Source organism: Hyphomicrobiales bacterium, assembly GCA_017642935.1.
Taxonomy (GTDB): Bacteria; Pseudomonadota; Alphaproteobacteria; order Rhizobiales; family MH13; genus MH13.
This window is the reverse complement of the sequence record JAEPOK010000001.1, coordinates 419,293-444,534: the sequence shown is the minus strand read 5'-3', so window position 1 is coordinate 444,534 and position 25,242 is coordinate 419,293. Positions and strand designations below refer to the sequence as shown.

Sequence of the window (25,242 nt, the reverse complement as noted above, 5' to 3'; positions counted from 1 at the left end):
GTCTAGGCCGCTTGCGTCTCTTCTGGCGCACGTGTTTCGTCCACATGCGCAATGCGTTGTTCACTCAACGCGTCGAACAAAAGGGCTTTGGAAAGATCGGCTTTGAACCGGTAGCTCTTACCTGCTTCCACGTCTGCATCGCCGGAAAGCGATGCGTGAAACTCGGTGCCATCAACCTCAAAGAGGGCGAGTGTTGCCGGACCCGTTGGTTCGGTGACATCAACAGTGCGCTCGAATTCCCAGCCCTGATCGATACGGTTGTCGTGCGCGACTTCTGATGCCAAATGCACCCCTTCAGGACGGATGCCAAGTAGAACGTCCTGGCCTTCGCGCAAGCCAGAAACATCCACATGGCGCGGCACGGCTACCTTCTCTGTTCCGTGATCTATAACCCAACCAGCACCATCCTTCTTGATGGTGCCGGTGAGAAGGTTCATCGCCGGCGAACCCATAAAGGTTGCAACAAACGTGTTGGACGGGCGGTCATAGATATCCTTGGGCGCACCAAATTGTTGGATAATACCGCCCTTCATGACGGCGATTTTTGTCGCCATCGTCATGGCTTCGATCTGATCGTGGGTCACATAAACGATCGTCGCGCCAAGGCGTTGGTGCAGTTTTTTGATCTCAACACGCATGTCCACGCGCAGCTTGGCGTCCAAATTCGATAGTGGCTCGTCGAACAGAAACACTTGCGGCTCGCGCACCAAAGCGCGGCCCATGGCAACGCGCTGACGCTGACCGCCGGAAAGCTGGCTCGGGCGACGGTTTAACAGGTCGGTGATTTTCAAAAGCTCGGCGACTTCTCGGATGCGCTCCATCCGCTTGGCTTTGTCGACGCCGGCCATTTCCAGCGAGAAGCCGATGTTCCGTTCGACAGTCATCGAGGGGTAGAGCGCATAGGACTGGAACACCATCGCAATGTCCCTCTCCTTGGGCTGCAAATTGGAAACATCGCGCCCGGCAATCACCACTTTGCCGGAGGTTTGGTTTTCCAACCCGGCAATGATGTTGAGCAGTGTGGACTTGCCGCAGCCCGATGGGCCGACCAGCACCAAAAAATCGCCGGTGCCGATCTCCATGTCGATGTCTTTGAGCACCTCCGTCGGGCCAAAGTTTTTCTTGATGTCCTGAACAGCAAGCGTGGTCATTGTGAGTATCCTTTTCGGCCCTAGGGTCGCGTCCCTAGCCTTTGACGGCGCCAGACATCAGGCCGCGCAGGAAGAAGCGCCCCGCCACGATGTAAACGAAGAGAGTTGGAAAAGCGGAGATCATCGCGCCCGCCATATCCACATTGTATTCTTTGACGCCGGTGGAGGTGTTCACCAGATTGTTCAGCGCCACGGTCACCGGCTGGCTGTTGCCGGAGGAGAACGACACGCCAAACAGGAAGTCGTTCCAAACGCCGGTGAACTGCCAGATCACGGCAACGGTCACGATGGGCCAGGAGATCGGCATCAAGATGTGCCACCAGGTGCCCCAAAAGCCAGCGCCATCAACGCTTGCCGCTTTCACAAGCTCCTTGGGAACCGAGGCGTAGTAGTTCCGGAAAAACAGCGTCGTGAAGCCAATGCCATAGACCACGTGGACGAACACAACGCCGGGTATCGACCCGGCTATGCCCATGATCCCAAGCATGCGCGCCATCGGGATGAGCACGATCTGGAAGGGAATGAAGCAACCGAAAAGCAGCGCACCAAATACCCAGTCGGCACCCGGAAAGCGCCACATGGTAAGCACGTAACCGTTGAGCGCACCCAGCGCGACGGAGATCAGAACAGCCGGCACAACGATCAGCAAAGAGTTGATGAAATAGGGCGCCAACCCATCGCATTGAACAGAGATGCAAGCCTCGCTCCACGCCTTCAGCCATGGGGCAACAGTCAGATCAGCCGGTGGCGCCAGCAGATTTCCCCCCCGGATTTCGTCCATGTCCTTTAGGCTGGTGAAGACCATCGACATCAACGGCACCAGGAACACCAGCGCCGCGAAGATCAAAACTCCATAGACCGCGATCCGGCTAAACCGTGCACCCCAGTCCACCTTGTCGTCCGCGACGGACGACGGCTCAAGCGCTGCGACGCTCATTGCGAATCTCCGAGTAAAGGTAGGGGACAACGACCGCGGCAATGGTGCAGAGCATGATCACGGCGCTGGCCGCACCAAGCCCCATCTCATTGCGGGTGAAGGTGGTGGAATACATGAAGGTCGAGGGCAGCTCGGTGGCAAACCCCGGTCCGCCCTTCGTAAGAGCGACCACCAGATCGTAGCTCTTAATCGCTAGATGCGCCTGGACAACAAAAGCTGTCAGGAACATGGGCCGCAGCTCCGGCAGGATCACATAGCGATAGGTCTGCCATGTCTTTGCACCATCGATCTTGGCGGCGTTCACGATATCGGTATTGATGCCGCGCAGCCCGGCGAGGAACAGCGCCATGATGTATCCGGAAACCTGCCAAACCCCTGCAATAACAACGCAGTAAATGGCCAAATCATTCTGGACGAGCCAATCGAAGGTGAAATTCTCAAACCCCAAATTGCGCATAAACGTTTGGATGCCGAGGCCAGGGTTGAGGATCCACTGCCAGATCACGCCGGTGACGATGAACGAGATGGCCATCGGGTAGAGGTAGATCGTGCGCAGCACGCCTTCATTGCGTATTTTCTGGTCAAGCAAAATCGCCAGCGTCAGACCGATGAGCGTTGAGAGCAAGATGTAGAGAATGCCGAAGATCAGCATATTCTCCACTGCCACCTCCCAACGTGGATTGGCGAACAGGCGGGTGTACTGATCAAAGCCGACAAAGTTGAAGCGCGGGAACATGCGCGATCCGGTGAACGACAAGATCACCGAGAAAAGGATGAACCCGTAGATAAAGATCGTTGTCAGAATGATCGTCGGCGACAACACCGCAACAGGCATGAGGCGGGCGAGAAGGCGCTGCATCGGGCAGGTCTCCGCTAGGGGGCACTGGAAGCGCCACCAGAAAGGGTGAAGCGGACGCCTTAGAGGGGATCAGGCGCAACAAATACCCTGCCGCAGGATAACTACCTGCGGCAGGGCTTGATAGAACGCGCTTTACTTAGCGCGCAGCGTTGATCGCGGTTACCAGCGCTTCGACAGCTTCCTGGGAAGACATGTCGGAGTTGAAGTGCTGGGTGACGGTGTCAACCATAGCGCCCTGGATCGAGCTTGGCTGCGCGTGACCATGGGCCATCGAGCCCATCAGCGTTCCCGCTTCAGCGGCGGCCGCCATGTCGGAGATCGACTGCTGGCCACAAGCATCGAAGTTGTCAGGAGAGACATCGGTGCGTGCCGGGATCGAACCCTTCACCAGGTTGAAGGCTTCCTGGAAGCCTGGATCAAGGATACCGGCAGCAAGTGCCTGCTGCGCTTCAGCATCGGCCGCGTCAACATCGAACATCGCGAAGAAGTCGGTGTTGAAGAGGAACGCACCTTCAGTGCCCGGTGCCGTGGTGCACATGATTTCATCGCCCGGTGTCAGACCAGCAGCAATGAACTCACCTTTTGCCCAGTCGCCCATCAGCTGCATTGCGGCTTCACCGCGCACAACCATGGCACTGGCAAGGTTCCAGTCACGCCCGGACATGTTGTCATCCACGAACCCGCGAATGGTGCGCATCTGGTCGAAGACGGCAACCATGGTGTCCGAAGACAGCGCATCTTCATCCAGATCGATGATCGCGGCCTGGTAGAAGTCAGGGCCGCCAATGCCAAGCACGACATCATCAAAGATGGTTGCGTCCTGCCAAGGCTGACCGCCGTGCGCCAACGGGATGATCCCCAGATCCTGCAGCTGTTCAGCCACAGCGTTGAACTCATCCCAAGTGGTCGGAACGTCCAGATTGTTGGATTCGAACACTTCGCGGTTCATCCACAACCAGTTCGGGCGGTGCACGTTCACCGGAGCGGCTACCCACTCACCGTCATAAGTGCCGAACTGCTGGATCGCGGCGGGCACAACATCATTCCAGCCACCGGCATCGGCGACATCGTTGAGGTTGCCGAGGAAACCTTCCTGCGCCCATTCGGTAACCTGCATGCCAAGCAACTGAGCAGCGGTCGGCGGATCACCAGCGACAACGCGAGCACGCAGTGTGGTGCGGGCAGCGTCACCGCCGCCGCCGGCCACGGCCATGTCTTCCCACGAATAGCCTTCGGCTTCGAGCGAGTCTTTGAGAACCTGCACGGCGGCAGCTTCACCACCGGACGTCCACCAGTGCAAAACCTCCACGCCCTCAGCCTGAGCCGGAGCGGTTGCGCCAACCGCAAGTGCGGCCACGCATACGGACGATGCGAGCAATTTTTTCATGTTTTTCCATCCCTAGACAGGCGCGCTCGGTCACGCCGCAGGTTTTTGGTTTTTTCTTGGCCCGGTCGCCAGAGTGAGGCAAAGACGCTCCAGCTCCGAAACCGATTTCTCCGAGTTTGTTCAGAGTGCAAACAAAGTCAGCACCTGTCAACCGGCAAGCCTTGCCTGGTCGGAACTTATTTCAGTAGTCCTTAAAAATCAGGCGCTTAGCGCGCCGTCGGTATTGGCTGAAACCGCAAAACTCTGCCGATGCATCACGCTGGCCATACCAACGCTGGCGGCAAGCACGCCCAAAGCGCTGGAGCGCAAAACCGGCGTCTTGAACATAAACCGCAGGTGCCGATTGGTCTCATCGTGGACCCGCTTTGGATCAATAGCAAACAAAGCCGCAGTCTTGCCGCCGAACACGATTTCTTCGGGATTGAGGATGACGCAAAGGTTGGCAACACCCACCGCCAGACACCGCGCCCAGATCTCGTAAACCCGTCGAGCGCCGGGGTCGCCGGCCTGCGCCAGATCAACAAAATCCCGGATCGAGGTCGCAGGCACCTGATGGCGGGCGCACATGCGCAACACCCCTTCCCGGCCAACCGTATCCTCGAAGGTCGGCGTCGCCGCAAAATCCACATCATCGCTGAAGCCGCCGAAGAACCGCGCATGGCCGATCTCACCGGCCACCCCCTCTTGGCCGCGAAAGACCTGCCCCTGATGCAGGATGCCCAGGCCAACGCCGCTGTCCATCAGAAAGTACGCCAGCGTGCCTGACGCGCCGGTCTGCGCCCGATAGCCTTCAGACACCGCGCAGGCGTTAGCGTCATTGTCGAAGTATAGGTTGATCGGGACGTCAAAGGCCTGCTCGATCATGCCTTTGATATCGACGTTGCGCCAATTGAGAATAGGCGCGAACACGATCACGCCATCGGTTTCCACCAAACCGGGAATGGCGACACCCAGCCCCTCGACCGCTGAAAATTCCAACCCGTTGTCGGCCAACAATTTTTCGACCGCCGGCCGCACAAGGCCAACGACATAGTCGGGCGTTGCTGGATCGGTGTAAGGCACCGTCAGCGAGGCTATAACGTTGGCTTTCATGTCCAAGGCGACAATGCGCAGCTCCGAAACCGCGATATCGACGCCGATATAGGTACGCGCGCCAGGATTGAGCTTTACCACAAAGCCTGGTCGACCGATCCGCTCCACATCGGCCGTTTCTTCGGTTTCCAGAAGCAGCCCGCGCTCCACCAAACCGGCCACCAGCGCCGAGGCCGTCGATCGGGTGACCTGAAGTTCACGGGCAATATCGGCGCGCGAATGCGGCCCGCGCTGGAAAAGCAGATTCAAAACGCGGGTCTCGTTGATCGTCCGCAGAAGGTTGGGCGTGGCCATACGAGCAAACCGAGCAAAATTCGGCGCAACTGTATAGCCCTCTCCTGAGGCTTCGTTCCGAAACCACACTTTGCAAGACGGTCAGCCAAACCCACTGCTGACCTGCGAGACATGCCGTCGCACCAGTTGCAAATCGTTCGCAACTAGATTAGTTCTTGCAAATCATTCTCATAATCATTCAAAACTAGACTTGCTTGAAGGAGCCCTCCGATGGACCAGCCTGGTGCCGCCCGCACTGCATCGACCGATCTATCCCAGACCCAGCCCTCGCACCTGCCGCAGGTGCGCAAAAGTCGGGTGCGTAAGAGCACCGCGTTTTTCACGACCGTGTTCGGCATCGCTGTGGCGCTGCTTTACACCACCAGTTATGTCCAGGCCGATGAAAGGCTGAAGGTCGTGACGACCTTCACGGTGTTGGCTGACATGGCACAAAACGTCGCCGGTGACGCCGCTGATGTCGTCTCAGTGACCCGTCCTGGCGCCGAGATTCACGGCTATCAGCCGACGCCGGGCGACATTCGCCGCGCACTCGATGCCGACCTCATCTTGTGGAACGGTCTCAATCTGGAGCTGTGGTTCGAACAGTTTCTGGACAATCTCGGCGAGGTCCCCTCGGCAACGCTGACCGAAGGCATTGACCCGATTGCCATCGCGTCCGGCTCCTATGAAGGCCAGACCAATCCCCATGCCTGGATGGGCTTGGAAAACGCGCTGATCTATGTCGATAACATCCAGCGCGCCTTAAGCGACGCCGATCCGGCCAACGCGGACATCTACGCCGCCAATGCCACGGCCTACAAAGGTCAGATCGAGGAAACGATTGCGCCGCTGCGCGAAGCAGTGCTCACCATTCCCGAAGACCAACGCTGGCTGGTGACCTGCGAAGGCGCTTTCTCCTATCTTGCCCGCGACTTTGAAATGAGCGAGCTCTATCTCTGGCCCATGAACGCCGATGCCGTCGGCACACCGCAACAGGTGCGCCGCGTGATCGACACGGTGCGGGCCGAAGACATCCCGGTCGTCTTCTGCGAAAGCACGGTCAACACTGATCCTGCTCAACAAGTCGCCCGCGAAACCGGTGTGGCCTATGGCGGCGTGCTTTACGTCGACAGCCTGTCGGAAGCCGACGGCCCTGTCCCAACCTATCTTGATCTTCTCACCGTCACGGCGCGCACGGTGGCTGAAGGCCTCACAGGGAACATCAATTGAGCCTAACGACCGAACCCTTCGAACCTGACGATATCACCGCGGCTCGCCCCGACACCAAAGGGGTGGAGGCGAGCCGCGTTACCGTGACCTACCGCAATGGCGTGACCGCCTTGCACGACGCCTCGTTCGAGGTTCCAACCCACACGATCACAGCACTTGTCGGCGTCAACGGCGCCGGCAAGTCCACCCTCTTTAAGGCCCTGATGGGCTTTTTGCCACTTGATGGCGGCACCATTTCCATACTCGGCCAATCGGTTGCGGAGGCCCTGAAGAAAGGGTTGGTGGCGTATGTTCCGCAGGCCGAAGAGGTCGATTGGAGTTTCCCGGTTCTTGTAGAAGATGTGGTGATGATGGGCCGCTATGGCCACATGAACATGCTGCGCATTCCCAGCAAGAACGATCATCAAGCGGTGAACAGCGCCCTCGCCCGCGTCGGCATGGAAGAGTATCGTCACCGCCAGATCGGCGAGCTTTCCGGCGGCCAACGCAAGCGCGTTTTCCTTGCCCGTGCTCTCGCCCAAAACGGCCAAGTGATCCTACTCGATGAACCCTTCACCGGCGTCGATGTGCAGACAGAGGAAGCGATCATCACGCTGATGAAAGAGCTGCGCGATGAGGGCCGTGTGATGCTGGTTTCCACCCACAATCTCGGCTCGGTGCCGGAGTTTTGCGACCGCGTGGTCCTGATCAAGGGCACGGTGCTTTGCTACGGGCCGACGGAAACCACCTTCACCCACGACAATCTGTCCAACGCTTTTGGCGGCGTGCTACGCCACTTCGTACTAGGCGGCGATGATCTGCACGATGACGACGATGCCCGCCAAGTGACCATCCTCACCGATGATGAGCGCCCGGTCGTCATTTACGACGACAAGACCCGCACCAACACGCCGCAGCCAGAATCAGAAAATGACATCGGCGAAGAGAAGCCATCATGAGCGTTCTCGCTGAGCCCTTCACCTACAATTACATGCTCAACGCCATGTGGGTCTCGGCCTTGGTGGGTGCGGTCTGCGCGTTTCTGTCCGCCTATCTGATGCTGAAAGGCTGGTCGCTCATCGGCAATGCCCTTTCCCATGCCATCGTGCCCGGCATCGCTGGTGCTTACATGCTCGGTCTGCCCTTTGCTTTTGGCGCATTCTTGGCCGGTGGGCTGGCCGCAGGCGCCATGCAGTTTCTCGGACAACGCACCGGCTTGAAACAAGACACGATCATCGGCCTGGTCTTTACGTCCTTCTTCGGGCTCGGCCTCTTCATGGTGTCGGTCTCGCCAACGCCCATCGACGTGCAAACCATCATCATGGGCAACATCCTTGCGATCACGCCGGGCGACACGCTCCAGTTGGCGATCATCGGGTTTGTTTGCCTGGCGGTTTTGCTCGCCAAATGGAAAGACCTGATGGCGGTCTTTTTCGATGAGACCCACGCCCGTACCATCGGCCTCAACCCGGTGCGCCTGCGTTTCATCTTCTTCGTGCTGCTGTCGGCTGCCACAGTCGCCGCCCTACAGACGGTCGGCGCTTTTCTCGTGATCGCGATGGTCGTCACGCCCGGCGCCACGGCCTATCTGCTGACCGACCGTTTTCCCCGATTGTTGGTCATTTCGGTCGTGTTGGGCGCGAGCACCTGCTTCGTCGGCGCTTACATCAGCTATTTCTTGGACGGTGCGACTGGCGGCGTAATCGTCGTCCTGCAGACGCTGCTGTTTCTGGCCGCCTTTGTTTGGGCTCCCAAGCATGGCCTGCTTGCCAACAGACGCCGAAGCCGTGAGGTCCTCGAACGTCAAGGCGGTGAGGCCCAACCATTGGCGACGCCTATTGTGGGGCATTAGCCATGATAGACGCGCTGCTTCTACCCTTTCAGTTTGGCTTCATGCAAAAGGCTTTTCTGGTTGCCGCGATCTTGGCAGTGCCGACGGCCTTGCTGTCCAGTTTTTTGGTGCTCAAGGGCTGGTCGCTGATGGGCGACGCACTTGCTCATGCGGTGCTACCCGGCATCGTCCTGGCTTACCTGATCGGCATCCCGCTTTTGGTCGGCGCGTTCATCGCTGGCATAATCTGCTCCATCGCCACCGGCTATTTATCGGACAACTCGCGGGTCAAACAGGACACCATCTTGGGCGTCGTTTTCTCCGGCATGTTCGGGCTGGGGCTGGTCATCTATGCGTCCATCACAACCAGCATGCATCTGGACCATATACTGTTCGGCAATATGCTCGGGATCGGCACGCAAGACCTCTGGGTCACGGGCTCGATTTCTCTGATCGTCACCCTTGGCATCGCTTTTTTCTGGCGCGATCTTATGCTGCACGCTTTTGACCCCGCTCAGGCACGCACCATCGGTCTGCCGACAAAGGTGTTGCACTATGGGCTTCTTTCAGCGCTTTCACTGACCATCGTGGCCACCTTGAGCTCGGTTGGCATCATCCTTGCCATCGGTCTGCTGATTGCGCCGGGCGCGATCGCCTTCCTTGTCACGCGCCGCCTCGCCAGCATGATGCTGGTCGCTGTCGGCGTGACTTTGATCGCGAGCTTTGCGGGGATTTACGCCAGTTTCTGGATCGATTCCGCCCCGGCGCCAACGATCATCCTAATGCTGACGGCCGCCTTCCTCGTGGTTTTCGTCGCGAAAACGTTGAAACCCAACCGGCGGGCGCCTGCCATTATCTCAGATTCGGCATCGCAGCCGGCGGAATAATCGCGCCTTTTTCGCCGATAACTGCGCTGGCCAGCCTGTGGCCCACCATCGCTGCATCCTCTGGCAGCTTGCCTTGCAAGCGCGCGGACAAATAGCCCGCGTTAAATGAGTCACCCGCTGATGTCGTATCAACGACCTGATCAGCCGCAGGATAATCCGCCCTTGGCAAAGCCGCGCCGGTGAAGAGCCAAGGCCCGCCTGCGCCGTCTTTCAGGGCGACTTCGGGCACATTGAGCCGGGCAAATAGCTGCTCGGGCGTTTCCCCTGGCCAAAGCTTGGCTTCATCATCGCGCGAAGGAAGGCCGACACTGGTCGCTGCCCACATGGCACTGATCACCTCTCGCGCCTCATCCTCGCTGGACCAGAGCGCCGGTCGATAATTGCTGTCAAACACGACGACCTTGCCAGCGGCTTTCATCCGCCCACAAACATCAATCAGACGCTTGCGCGCATCCTTCGGTAGGATCGCAAGCGAGATCGCCGACAGGGCAAAAACGTCGAAGCTTTCGATGGTCTCATTGCTCAGCCCTTCCTCACCGAACATGCTTTTCGCGGCTGATTGCGAGCGCCAATAGCGAAACGAGCGCTCACCAGCTTCATCCAGCTCAATCGCATAGATGCCAGGCAGTTTGCCCTTTAGGCGCACCACATCGTCCGACGCGACCTGTTCCTCCCGCATGGCGGCAATCATCCGATCCGACAACTGATCATCGCCAAGCGCCGTCAGATAGCTGACCTCGATGTTGGCCCACCGGCAACAACGCGCGAGGTAGATGGCAAAATTCAGCGTGTCCCCGGCAACGCCCATCGCGACGCGTCCGTCGCTGGCGCCAAGGTCGGAAAGTTCAATCATACACTCGCCGAGCGTCGCAACGCGCAAAGATCGGCCAGGGTCGGCGAGCGAAGCAAAGGGGTCTTGAAAGGTCATGCCCTTGCCTTACAAGCCGACCGGCGCCGCGCAAAGCCCTTGCCGTTGTCGCGTGCAACCGGCTATGCCGCCCCAACCCGCCTCAAGGCAAACAAGCAGGAATGCAGAATGGCACCGCGTCTAAGTGACAACGCCCCCACCCCTCCCATCATCCCGGTGGTTGTCGTGGAGGATGCTGACGACGCGCTTCCGCTTGCTGACGCTCTATTGGAAGGCGGCTTGACGAGCATTGAAATGACCTTGCGCACCCCAGCTGGCCTTCCAGCGGCCCGGCGGATCGCCGAGGCGCGATCGGAGATGCTTGTCGGTGTCGGGACCTTGTTAGCACCGGACGATCTTCAGACCTGCCTGGATGCCGGCGTGCATTTCACCGTCAGCCCGGGGCTTTCGCCGCGCCTTTTAGAAGCAGTTGCAAAGTCCCCGATCCCTCATCTTCCAGGCTGTCAGACGATCTCCGAGGTTATGGCCTGTCGCGATCAAGGATTGAACGATGTGAAGCTCTTTCCAGCTTCGCTGGCTGGCGGAACAGCCATGGCCAAGGCGATCTATGCGGTGATGCCCGACATGAAGGTCTGTCCAACCGGCGGTATCAAAGCCGAAACCGCATCAGAGACATTGGCGGAGCCGAACATCTTTGCGGTCGGGGGCACTTGGCTGACACCGAAAGAGGCCATTGCCGCCAAGGACTGGAATCGTATCACAGACCTCGCTCGCCAGGCTTGCGCCAGTCTCTGAGAAAAGCCATGTGCTGAGCCAGCCCTCTGACGCTGTGGACACCAGCCGACCTTTGGGCCTACCGTTCGACTCGAACCTTTCCGCCCGGACAAACCATGGCCACCGGCACACAGCCTCGCTCGACCGACTGGACGCAAGATCGCAATGCTCTGGCGCTAGCTCTGGCCAATCTAGCTTCGCAAGCCGGGCGCGCGGTGATGGCCATCTACGCGGACGGATTTGAAGTCATCGGCAAAGAGGACGGGTCACCGCTGACCCAGGCCGATCTTGCCGCCGACGAGATCGTTGCCAACGGGCTGCGTGACCTGGCGCCAGACATCCCCGTCCTATCTGAGGAAAGCGCTGAAACCGTTGACCCAGACGCGCTGGGCGATCTGTTCTTCGTCGTCGATCCGCTTGATGGCACACGCGAATTTGTCGAGAAGAACGGCGAGTTTTCCGTCAACATAGCGCTTGTCGAACACGGTGTGCCCATCGTCGGCGTCGTTTATGCGCCTGCCCATGACAAAATGTGGCTTGCTGGCGACACAGCCTTCGCCGCCAAGGTCCACCCTGGCGATGCCGTGGACCGAGACGACATCCACGCCATCAACACCTGCCCCGACCCGGATACGCCCATTCGCGCGGTTGCCAGCCGCTCGCACCGCGACCCGAAGACCGAAGCCTTTTTGGGGAAGATGAGCGGTTGCAACACCACCGCCATTGGCTCGGCCCTAAAATTCTGCTTGGTCGCCGAAGGCAAAGCCGACGTCTATCCGCGCTTTGGACCGACCATGGTGTGGGACACGGCTGCCGGCATCGCCGTATTGCAAGCCGCCGGCGGCGTTGTGCTCAACGAACAGGATGAACCCATGCGGGTGCGCTTCGGACCAGAAGGCTGGCGAAACGGCGCCTTCACCGCCTGGGGTTGCGAGAAATTGAAAGACCGAACGGACAAGAATGGCTGACCGACGCGAGCGCAACAGAAAGAAACTGACCATGACCTACACACCCGCCGCAGATCGCTACGACCGCATGGTTTATCGCCGCTGCGGCGCATCCGGCCTGCAACTGCCAGTGATCTCGCTCGGGCTGTGGCACAATTTCGGTCATGACACGCCACATCAGGTGAAGCGCGATCTCTGCCGGACCGCGTTCGACCATGGCATCACCCATTTCGATCTTGCCAACAATTATGGACCACCTCCCGGCAGCGCCGAGGAAGCCTTTGGCGAGATACTGCGCACAGACTTTGCCGGCTATCGCGATGAGCTGATTATTTCCTCCAAGGCCGGCTATCTGATGTGGCCTGGCCCCTATGGCGAATGGGGCACCCGTAAATATCTGATCTCGTCCTGCGACCAGAGCCTGAAGCGCATGGGCCTCGACTATGTCGATATCTTCTATTCCCACCGTTTCGACCCGAACACGCCGCTGGAAGAAACCATGGGCGCGCTCGACCAGATCGTGCGCTCCGGCAAGGCGCTCTACGCAGGCATTTCCTCCTACAACTCGCAGCGCACGCGCGAGGCCGTCGCCATCCTGGAAGAGCTTGGCACGCCCTGCCTTATCCACCAGCCAAGCTACAATTTGTTCAACCGCTGGCTGGAACGTGACGGTTTGAAAGACACCCTGAAAGAGCTTGGTGTCGGCTCGATTGCCTTCACGCCCCTTGCCCAGGGTCTACTGACCAAGAAATATCTGGGCGGCATCCCCGAAGGCAGCCGCGCAGCGCAGGATAAATCCCTCGATGCGGGCGTCCTATCGGACGCAACACTGGCGTCCATCCGAGGCCTGAACGCCATCGCCGAAAAGCGCGGCCAGACCTTGGCCCAGATGGCGATTGCATGGGTGTTGCGAGAGGGCGGCATCACGACGGCACTCATCGGCGCGTCCAAACCCTCGCAGATCGAAGATTGCGTTGGCGTGGTCGGCAATATGGAATTCTCCGAGGACGAACTGGCCGAGATCGACCAATTTGCCCATGACGCCGACATCAACCTCTGGGAACAGTCCTCAGAGGGCGTCTGACGCCATCACTCTTCACCTTGCTCCAAGAACCGCCGCGCCTCCTCAGCCGTTTCGAAGATGTGCGGCGCGCGGGTCAGCGTCTGGCCAAGCTTCAGCCGCATAAAGGCTGAGGAGGAATAACGCGTAACACGAGCATAGAAGCGATCTTCCAGATCGGCGACCATCGCCGCATAGTCCTCGGCGATGTCTTCATCAATCCGAGTGCCATCATAATTGACGATCACGTCAACAGCGCGGTCGTGCGAACCTAGCAGGGTTTCGACACGCGCGGCGATCTGCTCCACATCCTCGGCTGAGCGAATGCGCAGCTTCTCAAAATTGATGAAGAGCCGGTTGGTGGCGGCATCCAGGGCAATGCGATCTTCCAGATCGAGATGCAGCAAATCGATGCGAAGACCCATCGGCTCGGTGGCGAACAGGCGGGCATCCATCAAGTCGGGCCGGTCGACAATGGGAGCGAACCCCATCTGATCAAGAATATCAGCCTGCACATCGATACCCGGCGCGACCTCCGCCAGGTACAAGCCATCCTTGGTGAGTTGGAAAACGCAGCGCTCCGTCACGAACAGCACCGGCGTGCCGAGATCGGCCGCGCGTTCGCCAGAAAAGGTCACCTGCTGAACCTGTTGCAGGAACTTCCGGGCCCTGCCTTCGGTGGCGATCGAGATTTGCCCGCCACCAACATCCACCTCAAGTCCGCCGGCTGTGAAGGTTCCGGTGAACACGACCTGGCGTGCATTCTGGCTGATATTGATGAAGCCGCCAGCCCCGGCAAGCCGTGGTCCAAACCGTGAGACGTTGACATTGCCGACCGCATCGACCTCCGCCATGCCGAGAACGGCCAGATCGAGGCCGCCGCCATCATAGAAATCAAACTGCTGATGCTGGGGCAGGATGGCATCGGTATTGATCGCCGCACCAAAATCGAGCCCGGATGCAGGCTGTCCGCCCATGACGCCCGGTTCAGCCGTCAGCGTTACATGCTCAAGCAAGCCTTCTTCGGCTGCCACAGCAGCAACGCCTTCCGGCATGCCAATGCCAAGGTTCACCACACCATTGACCGGGAGCTCGAAGGCCGCCCGCCTGGCAATGATCTTGCGTGGACTGAGGTCCATGGCGGGCGCTGCGCCAGGTGGCGCGCGGAACCGTCCGGCAAACAGGTGCGAATAGGCAGTCGCAAAGGTCTGCATATGGTCCTGCGGCTCGGCCACCACCACCGCATCGACGAGAGCGGCCGGTATCTGAACCTCGCGCGGGCTCAGACTCCCGCGCGCTGCAATGCGTTCCACCTGCACGATGACCACGCCGCCAGAATTGCGCACTGCCATCGCTTGCGCCAGACCATCAATGACGAGCGCCTCGCGCTCCATGGAGATATTGCCTGCCGGATCAGCAGTCGATCCGCGCAGCAAGGCTACGTCAATCGGGAAGGCTTGGTAGAAGAGAAACTCCTTGCCGCCAACTTGCATCAGACTGACCAAGTCGTCACGCGTGTTGGCGTTGATCTTACCGCCTTCCACGCGCGGATCGACAAAAGTTCCGAGGCCAACATGGGTCAGTGTTCCCGGCTTACCGGCGGCGATGTCGCGGTAGAGATGGCTGACCACCCCTTGAGGCAAATTGTAGGCTTCAATTAGCCCGTCGATTGCGAGCCGTCCAACCTTGGGGATGAGCCCCCAATGACCACCAACCACACGCTTGAGAAGCCCTGGATGGCCGAGATGGTTCAGGCCGCGATCTTTGCCATCCCCCTGCCCTGCGGCGAAGAAAAGCGTCAAATCGCGTGGTGCCGCCGTCTCAATGAACCGCGTTTCCAGAGCGCCCAAAAGGGCCTCCGGCACGCCGATCCCAACAAAGCCCGATGTGGTGATCGTATCCCCGTCGCGGACCAAGGCCGCAGCGTCGGATGCTGAGAGAATTTTGTCCTTCACGGCAGCCCCTCCCGGATTGTTTTTTCCGCCATCCTAGAGGGTTTTTGGCGAGTGTGGATACCGCTTTCCCATCCGAAAACGTGCCAAAACAAAGGTCAGCGCCTGTACGGCCAACCAATGGTCGCAGCCCAGGGGTGACCCTTTCGACAGACGCTGCCGAGTGAAGAGGCGTGCACGACCAAAGCATAAGCAAAAACCCTACTGTCCATAAGAAGGGTTCGCTATTAGCGCGAAGGATACGGCAGTATTAAGAAAAGCAATTATTGAATACTAGCATGATTAACGTAACGTAAGATTAGGTGGATTGATCAATGTTTTCACCAAATCAACGACATTCATCGAACATTTATTCTTCAAGGAGAACAAAATTTCATAATAAATTTCGCCGACTTATCACGCGCAATGTAAAAACAATTGTCACATGCGGAGTGGTGGTTAGCTTGGGTGCGATGGCATCAGCTTTTCTCGCAACGCCACAGTACACAGCAACAGCGCTTGTTCATGTCGATACTTCCGCAACGCCCTCAAATGAGCGGCAGTCACCGATCGGATTGACGGTTGTGGTTGAAGGATTCGTCAACAGCGAGGTGGAACTTCTTCGGTCTGATACAACCCTGCGCAGGGCAGTGCGCGAGATGGACCTCATCCGCGCCGATCTATCCGGTCCGCCTGGCCTCCTACAGCAACTTGCCGATCGGTTATTACGCGCATCGCCGGCGTCAGCCGACACGCAGCAACAAGAAACACGGCTTGTTGAGCGTCTGGCCGACCAGACCACAATCGCGCGCCGCGGCGATACCTTTGTCATCGGCATTACGGTCAGCAACCCCTCGCCTGTCCAAGCCTCTCGGCTCGCCAACGGGATTGCCACCGCCTATCTGACCGTACGTTCAGATGCCGATGCCCACTCCACCCGACGGACGCAGACAGCGCTTGCCGCCCGGGTCGCCGACCTTGCGGTGGAGCTGCGCGCCCTGGAAGGGCGGATCGACGACATGTTGCTTGCCGCGGCTGCGGCCAACCTTGCGTCACAAGACGGGGTTAGTGCCGAGCAAAAAAGTGCGGTTGCAGCGGTCCTTGGTCAGTTGGCCGACGAAAGACAGGCCTTGTTCGTCGAGCGCGCCGGCCTGACCGAAACCTTGCGACAAACTGAGCTTGTGGTTGCCGGTTACACAGGCTCAGTCACTGCAGCCAGCGTCGCTGCGTCGAGCGATGGTGCAGACAATCGCCGCGACGCTCTGGAGACGCGACGAACGCAAATCGATGAACGCCTTCTGGCCCTCGAAACGGCAACGATCGATGCACGCGATCAGTTGCAAGATTTTCTCGATACTGGCGGCCTGGCGCCCAGCGTCGCGCATGCACTGCGACGGTTGACTGAACAGGCTGAATTAACGCGCGGGCTTTACCGCGATGCAGTCGAGCGATGGCAGGATGCGCAGCTTCTTTCCCACGACCAGGCACTAGGCGCACGCATCTTATCACCGGCCATGCCGCCTTTATCCGACAATCGCATACCGGTACCGATTGCGACGATGCTCGGGCTGTTAGCCGGGCTTGCCGTTGGCGTCGGCGTTGGTGCGGTTCGTGAACGGTTTATCGGCGGCGTCATGGACGCAGAGACTATCGAGCGGGCAACGGACCTCCAAGTTGCAGCGACCCTACCTCAGGTCTCGCGCTTCGATGCCGGCGCGCCGCAGGACTTGATCACCAACGACCCTGTATCCCTCTATTCTGAAGCAGTACGGCGGCTGAGCCTGACCGTTGCGTCTTGGCGCGGCGAAGACGGGCATCTGAGTGTTCTGATGACCTCGCCAAATGCCGGCGAAGGCAAGTCGACGCTTGCCCTGTCTTTGGCCATGCATGTGGCTTTGGCGGGCAAACCAACGTTGCTTATCGACACTGATCTACGCCAATCGGCACTGTTCGACCGCCTACAATGGCAGGTCGATGCCAAGGACGGACAATTGTCCGACGTGCTCACAGGCCATACCCCGCTCTATGATATCGAAACGCTCACCTTTCAGGACCCGCTCACCGGCTTGCACGTCCTCGGCAACGCATCGCCGCCGCTCGACCAACCCGAGAGGCTTGTGACCGGTCAAAATTTCGCTGATCTTATGCAAGCCGCACGACAGAGGTTCGATCTGATCGTCATCGACAGCGCGCCCGTCCTACCCTTTGTCGACGCAAGGTCGCTGCTATCTTTCGCCGATGTCGCCATCCTGACGATGCGCTACGCACAGACGCCGCTCACCGATGTACGCCATGCGCTGCGACGCCTGGAACAGCACCGCCAACCGCCGGTCCTTGGCGCGCTCACATTCGTCGATCACTAGCCTGAGAAGCGTTGTCCATCAGGCGCCGAGTCTCACCGGACCCAGCGTCTCGCGCAGCATGATCTGCGTCTGCAATTGGGTACTAGGGCCTGGGTCGGCGCCGCCCAGCATCCGGATCAGAATTTCGGCGGCACGCCGACCCATCTCGCGATGCGGCACGTGGACTGTCGTTAGACGCGGTGTAGAGATCTGCGCCAGTTCGATATCGTCAAATCCGGTGATGGAGACAGCCTCTGGCACAGCGATACCCATCTGCCGCGCCATATCCAACGCGCCGACCGCCAGCACATCGTTGCCGCACATCACCGCTGTAGGCCGATAATCACCTTCCATCAGCTGGCGAAACGCGGTCGCACCGTTTTCAATCGAATAATTCGTTTCGATGATCTGCAGCGTTGCAGGATCGAGGTCATAGCTTTCCAGCGCCTCGGCAATCCCCTCCACGCGCTCACGCGCTCGGTCATTGTGGGTTGGGTCGGCGGTGATAATCGCAATGCGCCGATGCCCGCGTTGCAGAACTTCCAACGCAAAATCGCGCATCGCCACCCTATTGTTGAATCCGATCGACAGGCGGTCAGCCTCGGGATTGAACGTCCAGGCCACCAAATAAGGCAGCGCACGCCGGTCAAGAAAATCATAGGCCTCTGGCATGCGATCATGGCCGATCAGCAAAAGCGCATCGGCGCCACGCGCCACCAGATTGCGGATTTGCTCAGCTTCCAGATCCTGCCGGTAGGCTGAGCTCGCCACCAGCAGCGTTTGGCCATGCCGCCCAAGTTCTTCCTGAAAGGCCTGAAGGCCGCGCGCGAAGATCGCGTTCTCCATCGTCGGGATGATAGCGCCGATGGTATTGGTGCGTTTGGCGGCCAGGATTTGCGCACCGTAATTGGGCGCATAACCAAGCTCGCGCACTGCCTTCATAACACGATCACGCGTTGAATCGACAACCAGATCGGGAGAGTTCAGACACCGTGAGACGGTCGCGGTGGACACCCCAGCGCGCTCGGCAACATCTTGCAGGGTGGGAATCGAACGCGCGTCGGCCGGTCGCTTGGCGTTGTTTTTTTTCAAACTCATACCCTCAAGGCCCTGCACACCGGCCATCTGCGCAACCTGACCAACCAAACGTGCCGGTCCGAAGCCTTGGACAAACCTTAGAAAATCCACCATCGCAAGGGAAGGCCCGCGCCTGAATGGGATTGGAGGGGTTTACATTTCAAAATGAAAGCGCTTACATACGTGTAATGGTGCAACCCAAGGATAAGAAAAATGTACTTTGCACTCGCCGCCTTGCTGTTCCTTGCCTTCGTCGGAAACGTTGTGTCCGGATCGATTGATGGTTCAGCCATTCTAAGCAACGTGCAGGAAATGCTGCTGCTTTTTGCCGCCGCGATTAGTTTCTCGGCTGCAATCCTCCTCGCCGAGGCTAAGGCGAAATCAAAAAACGAAAAAACTGACTGATCCCTAGGGAGGACACGATGAACGATACAAAACAGATCAAGTCGCTGGAACGACGCAATTTTATGCGCCTTGCTGCCAAAGGTGGCTTCACCGCCGCTGTTGTTGCCGGCGCTGGCGGCATGCTCCTTTCTGATGAAGCGATGGCGCAGACAGCTGCTGAAGAGCGCGAGCGCGAAGCCGCCGCTGACCACGTGATGACGCTGGCAACAGCCTATGTGCTGGGCGCATCACGCAGCTACCCCATCATGCAGCTGGACCTCAAAGAAAACGTTCAGAACATGACGAACGGCAAGGTCTATGTGCGTTTGGCACCCGGCGGCCAGCTTGGCGCTGGTGGCGCATTGGCGCAGGCTGTGCAGGGCGGCACGATCCAGTGTGCACAGCACAGCCTGGCAAACTTTGCACCGTTTGCATCCGTGGTTGACCTCATCAACCTGCCTTACTTCTGCGGTTCCAACCAGCGCTTCACCAACCTAACGTCGTCCGACGCATGGAAGCAGGAAGTTGACCCCAAGATCGCAGCATCAGGCTTCAAAGCGCTGTTTTACATCGTGATCGATCCACGTGTTGTGGCTGTTCGTCAGGGCGGCAATGCGGTGATTACGCCGAGCGACCTGTCGGGCGTGAAGTTCCGTGTGCCTGGTTCTGCGATGCTTCAGCAGTACTATCGCATGGTGGGTGCGAACCCGACGCCGGTGGCATGGGGCGAAACACCTTCTGCTATCCGTCAGGGTGTTGCCGATGCGCTTGACCCATCTGTGGGCGCGCTGCACGTGTTTGGCTTCGGCGAGATTCTCAGCCACGTGACCTTCACTCAGGCAGTTCCTGACAGTCAGGTCTACTCCATCAATCTTGAGTGGTTCAACAGCCTGCCTGCGGACGTTCAGGAAGGTATCGAGTTTGCTGGCGAAGTGACCCAGCATCAGAACCTTTCGAAAGTTCCATCGGCGCGCTCCTACGCCATGTCACAGCTGATTGAGAACGGCGTGGAATTTCACACTCTGTCCGATGATCAGCTTGCCGAATGGCAGGATGCTGGTGGCTACCAGAATAGCGACTGGGACACGTTCAAAACGGACCTGGCTGGCGATATGGATACGTTCACACGTCTGGAAGAGGCAGCTGGAACGCGCGGACGCTTCTACGTCCACGACGCCTAAGCATAGATCTGCGGTCGGCGCTTTGTTGGCGCCGACCCACCATCCCCCTGCACCGTAAAGCATTGCACCCGCATGCTCGGCAGTCGCTGAGCGCGCGATGCATCTTGGCCGCACGCGAGGAACTCATGACGGCACTGTACAAGGCAATTGATAAGAACGGTGAGCGGTGGTTGCTGCTCATGTTCTACGTGATGCTCGTTGGAACCATGTTCATCGAAGTGGTGCGCCGCGAGGTGTTTTCTTACTCGTCCATCTGGGGCGAGGAGATCGTGCGCTACTGCTTCATCTATCTTGCATGGATCGGCGCTGCTGCTGCCGTCAAAGAGCGCGGCCACATTCGCATCGATGTGATCATGAACTACATCGGCCCGCGCGCCAAAGCACTGCTGTACATGTTCGGCGACATTGCAATGTTTGTGGTCGCCCTGATCGCTCTCTACTGGTCTTGGGAATCGGTACACGTCTCCTGGAAGTTCCAGTCGGTCAGCCATGGCCTGCGGGTCGGCATGTACTTTTTCCTTTTCGCAGTGCCCTTCGGTTTCGCGCTCGTCATTTTCCGCCTCGTGCAGTCCTTCCTGCGTGATCTCAACGACCTTCGTCACGGCCGCCCGGTCTACGAAGGCGACAAATTGTTCGATTAGGGAGGGCTCAGATCATGATGTGGCAACAACTCGGCGCAGCCGAACTCATCCTTGGCTGGGACTTTTACGCTCCCGTTATTCTTTTCGTTGTTCTCGTCGCGTTGGCCGTGCCTGTCTGGGCGGCTATCGGATCAGCTACCATCTTGATGTTGGTTTGGTCGCAGGCGCTTCCTCTCAGCCTTGTCGGCGAGAAACTGTTTTCTGGTATCGACGCCTTCGCGCTGACCGCCGTGCCGCTCTTCATCCTCACCGGCGATGTGCTGGTGCGAACGGGGCTCAGTCGTAAGTTCTTGGATGTTGCTGAGGCGCTGACCTGCTGGGCCAAAGGTGGCTTTGGCTCTGCCACGGTTCTCGTCTGCGGCATGTTCGCAGCCATCTCTGGCTCCGATGCTGCTGGTGCTGCCGCGGTGGGCCGCATGACCATCGACCGGCTGGTGGAAAGTGGTTATCCGAGGCCCTATGCCTGCGCGCTGGTGGCAGCCGGTGCCTGTACCGGCATCCTTATCCCGCCGTCTATTGCCTACATCATTATCGGCCTCGTGCTGGGTGTTGCTGTGTCCACATTGTTCCTGGCAGCCGTGATCCCGGGACTTCTGATCCTGTTCTCCATCCTGGTCACAAACATCGTGATGAACCGCCTGAACCTCTGGGAGGGTGGCGGCATCATGACGACCAGCGAATGGGCTGCGAACCTTTGGAAAACCATCAAGTCCGGTTGGTACGCTTTTCTTGTTCCAGGCATCATCTTCTACGGCATTTTCTCTGGTCGTTTGACGCCTACTGAGGCTGGCGCTGTGGCGGTGGTGGTGACCATCATCATCGGCTTCATCATCAAGACTCTGAAGTTCTCCGACTTTCCGGCCATGCTGGTCTCTTCAGCGAAAGTGAACGGTGTGATCCTCCCAATCATCGCCTTCTCAATTCCGCTCGCCGAAGCGCTCGCCATCATTGGTGTGCCGCAAGGCTTTGTTGGCGCGCTGACATCAGTCAGCGAGAACGAGTACATCCTCATCCTGATGATGGTGATCATCCTCATCTCAGCTGGCTGCGTGATGGAGACAACGCCAAACATTGTGATCCTGGCACCGATCCTCTGGCCGCTCGCGCAAGAGATCGAAATGAACCAGATCCAGTTCTGCATCATGATGATCACAGCGCTTGGGGTGGGCTTCATCACGCCCCCCTTGGGACTCAACCTGTTTGTGGTGTCGGGGATAACCGGCGAGTCGATCTTGAAGATCGCCTACCGCGCCATTCCCTTCGTCTTCTTCATGCTGATTGTGACGTTGATGATTGCCTACATCCCGGCCTTCTCCACGTCTCTTCTGCCCGATAATTTCCGATAGGACGTGCGATCAATGACCGTTGAATACCTGAAAAAGGCCCCGCTCACCGCCGAGAGCGATGCGTCAGACACCAACAAGATCGTGCAAACCATCCTCGACGAGATCGAGGCTGGCGGCGATGAGAAGGCGTTGGAGTATGCTGCCAAGTTCGACAAATATGACGGGCCGGTTTTGCTCACAGACGAGGACATCGCGGCGGCATCGGCGCAGGTTCCCGATCGGTTGAAGCGCGACATCGACTTTGCCCACGCCAATGTGAAGCGCTTTGCCGAAGCACAGCGCAGCACCTTGCAGGATGTCGAAGTGGAGATCGTGCCAGGCCTGGTGGCGGGGCAACGCACTATTCCGGTGTCGGCGGCTGGTTGTTACGTGCCCGGCGGGCGCTACAGCCACATTGCCAGCGCGATCATGACAGTGACCACGGCCAAGGTGGCAGGCTGCGATCATATCGTTGCCTGCTCGCCACCACGTCCAGGCGTCGGCATCAACCCAGCCATCGTCTACACCGCCCACAAATGCGGCGCCGACAAAATCCTCGCCATGGGCGGTGTCCAAGGCGTGGCAGCCATGACGTTCGGTCTTTTCGGCTTGCCCAAGGCCAATATTCTTGTTGGCCCGGGCAACCAATTCGTGGCCGAAGCCAAACGTATCCTGTTTGGACGTGTCGGCATCGACATGATTGCCGGACCCACCGACAGTCTTATCCTTGCCGACAAGACAGCCGATCCGAACGTAGTGGCAGCTGACCTCGTTGGCCAGGCCGAGCACGGCTACAACTCGCCGGTCTGGTTGATCACGGATGATCGCTCACTTGCCGAAGAGGTCATGCGTCTGGTGCCGGAACTGATCAATGATCTGCCGGAGGTCAATCGCGACAACGCCACCGCCGCCTGGCGCGACTATGCCGAAGTCATCCTGTGCGGTGATCGCGAAGAAATGGCGGCAACATCAGATGCCTATGCACCCGAACACCTAACCGTGCAGGCCGATGATCTGGATTGGTGGCTTGGCCGCCTCTCCTGCTATGGGTCCCTGTTCCTAGGCGAAGAAACGACCGTTGCCTTTGGCGATAAAGCCTCTGGCACCAACCATGTGCTGCCCACGTCAGGTGCCGCGAACTACACTGGCGGTCTTTCGGTCCACAAATTCATGAAGATCGTGACCTGGCAGCGGGCCACCCGCGAGGGTGCCAAGCCGGTGGCGGAAGCCACGGCCCGTATCTCGCGCTTGGAAGGCATGGAAGGTCACGCCCGCACGGCCGACATTCGCCTGCACAAATACTTTCCCGATGAGACCTTCGATCTGACGGCGAATGACTGAGCCGTCTGCCCTCTTTGATGTCAAAGGCCGCGTTGCCTGCGTCACTGGAGCTAGCGCCGGCCTTGGCCGTCGTGCGGCGCTTGTGCTGGCACGCGCCGGAGCGCATGTCGTCGGCGTTGCCCGTCGTCGATCTGCGCTCGATGAACTTCAAGCCGAGGGCGGCAACAAGGTGCGTGGCGTTGAGGCCGATCTATCCGATCGCGCATCGCTGAGGGGCGTTGCAGCCCAAGTCTCTGAACCGTTTGGATCGCCATCGATATTGGTTCATGCGGCAGGCATCAACAATCGCGAGCCAGCCGACGACGTCACACCCGATGGTTGGGATGTGACGATGGACTTGAACCTCGCCGCGCCGTTTTTCCTAAGCCAAGCCCTCGTGCCAGCTATGCGAGAAGCAGGCTGGGGCCGCATCGTGACATTCGCGAGCCTGCAAACGACCCGGGCCTTTCCCGGTGGGCTTTCTTATGGCGCGTCCAAGGGCGGCATCGGCCAGCTTACCCGCGCGATGGCGCAGGCCTGGTCGGCTGACGGCATCACTGCAAACGCCATCGGCCCGGGCTTCTTTCGCACCGAACTCACCGCCGCCGTCTTCGACGATCCGGACCGTGCCGCCCGGAACGCCGCGCAAACCTGCATCGGCCGCAACGGAGAGCTGGAAGATCTTGACGGTCCCCTTCTCTTTCTGTGCTCGCAAGCGTCCGCCTATGTGACCGGCCAGGTGCTGATGCTCGACGGAGGCTACACCGCCAAATGAAGGCCCTCGTCTACACCGCGCCCGAGACGCTTGCCTATCGCGATGTCGCCGACCCGGTGGCAGCCGATGGCGAGGTCATGGTGCGCGTCGACAGTGTCGGCATTTGCGGCTCGGACTTGCACGCCTTTCTCGGTCACGATGAGCGCCGCCCTGCCCCGTTGATCCTTGGGCATGAGGTGAGCGGAACCCTGACCAGTGGACCGAACAGCGGGCAACGCGTGACGGTGAACCCGCTCGTCACCTGCGGTCATTGTAAGGCCTGCGTATCGGGCCGCGACAATCTTTGCCCCGATCGGCAGATCATCTCCATGCAGCCGCGCGAAGGCGGGTTTGCTGAACAGTTGGCGATGCCTGAGCGGAACCTCGTTGCCCTGCCCGATACGATCAGCACCGACAAGGCGGCCTTGGCCGAACCCATCGCCTGTGGCTGGCATGCCGTACGCCTTGGCAAAGCACTGATCGTAAATCCCAGCCAAGCAAATGCGCTTGTCATGGGTGGGGGCGCCATTGGCTTGGGCGCTGCCTTGAGCCTGAAGGCTCAAGGCATCTCTGACATTTTGATTGTTGAACCCAACGCTGAGCGACGCACATATCTGAATGAACAGTGCGGCCAAAACTCGATCGCCCCCGATCAACTGTCGGCCACTCAGATGTTTGACATCATCGTCGATGGCGTTGGCATCGAAGCCTCACGCTCGCAGGCCTCGGCGCACGCCAAACCCGGCGGGGTGATCGTTCATATCGGCCTCGGCAGCGCCGCTGGCGGTCTCGATATCCGGCGGATGACGCTGCAGGAAATCACCTTTATAGGCACGTACACCTACACCGCGCAGGACTTCCGCGACACGACCCAAGCGATGTTCGAGGGCCGCCTCGGCACCCTCGACTGGACCGACAATTGGCCTCTGGAAGATGGCCAGGCGGCCTTCCAGGCGATTCGCGCTGGCACGGTCCCCGCACCAAAAATCCTATTAAAACCAGATCATTGAGG

Annotated in this window: 23 protein-coding genes; 15 read left to right on the top strand and 8 right to left on the bottom strand. The window is 59.1% G+C overall.

What is annotated here, in order from left to right; translation table 11 throughout:
- Nucleotides 1–2: 2 nt before the first annotated feature.
- From ugpC to JJ917_02070, 5 genes are all read right to left on the bottom strand, one after another.
- Nucleotides 3–1,151 carry a sn-glycerol-3-phosphate ABC transporter ATP-binding protein UgpC gene (gene ugpC, locus JJ917_02090; GenBank protein ID MBO6697602.1) on the bottom strand — a complete coding sequence of 383 codons (1,149 nt, stop codon included), beginning with the start codon at nt 1,149–1,151 and terminating at the stop codon, nt 3–5.
- A 34-nt stretch (nt 1,152–1,185) separates the two neighbouring features.
- Nucleotides 1,186–2,088: a carbohydrate ABC transporter permease gene (locus tag JJ917_02085; protein ID MBO6697601.1), complete on the bottom strand. Its 903-nt coding sequence runs from the start codon at nt 2,086–2,088 to the stop codon at nt 1,186–1,188.
- Nucleotides 2,069–2,947: a sugar ABC transporter permease gene (locus JJ917_02080; GenBank protein MBO6697600.1), complete on the bottom strand. Its 879-nt coding sequence runs from the start codon at nt 2,945–2,947 to the stop codon at nt 2,069–2,071. The genes JJ917_02085 and JJ917_02080 overlap by 20 nt, the downstream gene beginning before the upstream one ends.
- A gap of 136 nt (nt 2,948–3,083) precedes the next feature.
- Nucleotides 3,084–4,334 (bottom strand): carbohydrate ABC transporter substrate-binding protein, encoded by a 1,251-nt coding sequence (locus tag JJ917_02075; GenBank protein MBO6697599.1) that lies wholly within the window; start codon nt 4,332–4,334, stop codon nt 3,084–3,086.
- 198 nt (nt 4,335–4,532) lie between these two features.
- On the bottom strand, nt 4,533–5,720 hold the full coding sequence (locus tag JJ917_02070) for an ROK family transcriptional regulator (protein ID MBO6697598.1): 1,188 nt from the start codon (nt 5,718–5,720) through the stop codon (nt 4,533–4,535).
- A 210-nt stretch (nt 5,721–5,930) separates the two neighbouring features.
- Between JJ917_02070 and JJ917_02065 the strand changes: the two genes are divergently transcribed.
- The 4 genes from JJ917_02065 to JJ917_02050 are packed head-to-tail and all read left to right on the top strand — an operon-like array spanning nt 5,931 to nt 9,626.
- Nucleotides 5,931–6,929: a metal ABC transporter substrate-binding protein gene (locus tag JJ917_02065; protein ID MBO6697597.1), complete on the top strand. Its 999-nt coding sequence runs from the start codon at nt 5,931–5,933 to the stop codon at nt 6,927–6,929.
- 32 nt (nt 6,930–6,961) lie between these two features.
- On the top strand, nt 6,962–7,867 hold the full coding sequence (locus tag JJ917_02060; GenBank protein MBO6697596.1) for a manganese/iron ABC transporter ATP-binding protein: 906 nt from the start codon (nt 6,962–6,964) through the stop codon (nt 7,865–7,867).
- Nucleotides 7,864–8,760 carry a metal ABC transporter permease gene (locus JJ917_02055; GenBank protein ID MBO6697595.1) on the top strand — a complete coding sequence of 299 codons (897 nt, stop codon included), beginning with the start codon at nt 7,864–7,866 and terminating at the stop codon, nt 8,758–8,760. Before JJ917_02060 ends, JJ917_02055 begins: the two co-directional genes overlap by 4 nt.
- A 2-nt stretch (nt 8,761–8,762) precedes the next feature.
- Complete coding sequence (locus JJ917_02050) at nt 8,763–9,626, top strand: metal ABC transporter permease (protein MBO6697594.1); 864 nt, start codon at nt 8,763–8,765, stop codon at nt 9,624–9,626.
- Here the strand turns inward: JJ917_02050 and JJ917_02045 are convergent.
- Entirely contained in the window at nt 9,592–10,554 is a 963-nt protein-coding gene (locus tag JJ917_02045) for a sugar kinase (GenBank protein MBO6697593.1), read from the bottom strand. The genes JJ917_02050 and JJ917_02045 overlap by 35 nt on opposite strands.
- Before the next feature lie 108 nt (nt 10,555–10,662).
- On the opposite strand from JJ917_02045, the gene eda reads away from it, so the two are divergent.
- The 3 genes from eda to mgrA all read left to right on the top strand — a co-directional run bounded on the left by eda (nt 10,663) and on the right by mgrA (nt 13,299).
- On the top strand, nt 10,663–11,289 hold the full coding sequence (gene eda / locus JJ917_02040; protein MBO6697592.1) for a bifunctional 4-hydroxy-2-oxoglutarate aldolase/2-dehydro-3-deoxy-phosphogluconate aldolase: 627 nt from the start codon (nt 10,663–10,665) through the stop codon (nt 11,287–11,289).
- A gap of 95 nt (nt 11,290–11,384) precedes the next feature.
- Nucleotides 11,385–12,236, top strand: a complete 852-nt coding sequence (gene cysQ / locus JJ917_02035) for a 3'(2'),5'-bisphosphate nucleotidase CysQ (protein ID MBO6697591.1) — start codon at nt 11,385–11,387, stop codon at nt 12,234–12,236.
- Nucleotides 12,237–12,267: 31 nt separating this feature from the next.
- On the top strand, nt 12,268–13,299 hold the full coding sequence (gene mgrA / locus JJ917_02030; GenBank protein ID MBO6697590.1) for an L-glyceraldehyde 3-phosphate reductase: 1,032 nt from the start codon (nt 12,268–12,270) through the stop codon (nt 13,297–13,299).
- Between the two features lie 5 nt (nt 13,300–13,304).
- On the opposite strand, the gene JJ917_02025 is transcribed toward mgrA, so the two are convergent.
- On the bottom strand, nt 13,305–15,230 hold the full coding sequence (locus tag JJ917_02025) for an acyl CoA:acetate/3-ketoacid CoA transferase (GenBank protein ID MBO6697589.1): 1,926 nt from the start codon (nt 15,228–15,230) through the stop codon (nt 13,305–13,307).
- Nucleotides 15,231–15,661: 431 nt separating this feature from the next.
- Here JJ917_02025 and JJ917_02020 point away from each other — a divergent pair, with 431 nt between their 5' ends.
- Nucleotides 15,662–17,569 (top strand): AAA family ATPase, encoded by a 1,908-nt coding sequence (locus tag JJ917_02020; protein MBO6697588.1) that lies wholly within the window; start codon nt 15,662–15,664, stop codon nt 17,567–17,569.
- Nucleotides 17,570–17,587: 18 nt separating this feature from the next.
- Here the strand turns inward: JJ917_02020 and JJ917_02015 are convergent, their stop codons facing one another.
- Nucleotides 17,588–18,646: a LacI family DNA-binding transcriptional regulator gene (locus JJ917_02015; GenBank protein MBO6697587.1), complete on the bottom strand. Its 1,059-nt coding sequence runs from the start codon at nt 18,644–18,646 to the stop codon at nt 17,588–17,590.
- A 192-nt stretch (nt 18,647–18,838) separates the two neighbouring features.
- Here JJ917_02015 and JJ917_02010 point away from each other — a divergent pair, with 192 nt between their 5' ends.
- The 7 genes from JJ917_02010 to JJ917_01980 all read left to right on the top strand — a co-directional run bounded on the left by JJ917_02010 (nt 18,839) and on the right by JJ917_01980 (nt 25,240).
- On the top strand, nt 18,839–19,030 hold the full coding sequence (locus JJ917_02010; protein ID MBO6697586.1) for a hypothetical protein: 192 nt from the start codon (nt 18,839–18,841) through the stop codon (nt 19,028–19,030).
- 17 nt (nt 19,031–19,047) lie between these two features.
- On the top strand, nt 19,048–20,190 hold the full coding sequence (locus JJ917_02005; GenBank protein ID MBO6697585.1) for a TRAP transporter substrate-binding protein: 1,143 nt from the start codon (nt 19,048–19,050) through the stop codon (nt 20,188–20,190).
- A 134-nt stretch (nt 20,191–20,324) separates the two neighbouring features.
- Entirely contained in the window at nt 20,325–20,831 is a 507-nt protein-coding gene (locus JJ917_02000) for a TRAP transporter small permease (GenBank protein MBO6697584.1), read from the top strand.
- Between the two features lie 14 nt (nt 20,832–20,845).
- Nucleotides 20,846–22,177 (top strand): TRAP transporter large permease, encoded by a 1,332-nt coding sequence (locus tag JJ917_01995; protein ID MBO6697583.1) that lies wholly within the window; start codon nt 20,846–20,848, stop codon nt 22,175–22,177.
- A 12-nt stretch (nt 22,178–22,189) separates the two neighbouring features.
- Nucleotides 22,190–23,497 carry a histidinol dehydrogenase gene (hisD, locus tag JJ917_01990; GenBank protein MBO6697582.1) on the top strand — a complete coding sequence of 436 codons (1,308 nt, stop codon included), beginning with the start codon at nt 22,190–22,192 and terminating at the stop codon, nt 23,495–23,497.
- Nucleotides 23,490–24,251, top strand: a complete 762-nt coding sequence (locus JJ917_01985) for an SDR family oxidoreductase (GenBank protein MBO6697581.1) — start codon at nt 23,490–23,492, stop codon at nt 24,249–24,251. The genes hisD and JJ917_01985 overlap by 8 nt, the downstream gene beginning before the upstream one ends.
- A complete protein-coding gene (locus JJ917_01980) occupies nt 24,248–25,240 on the top strand; it encodes an alcohol dehydrogenase catalytic domain-containing protein (protein ID MBO6697580.1) in 993 nt (330 codons plus the stop codon). The genes JJ917_01985 and JJ917_01980 overlap by 4 nt, the downstream gene beginning before the upstream one ends.
- The last annotated feature ends 2 nt before the right edge of the window (nt 25,241–25,242 follow it).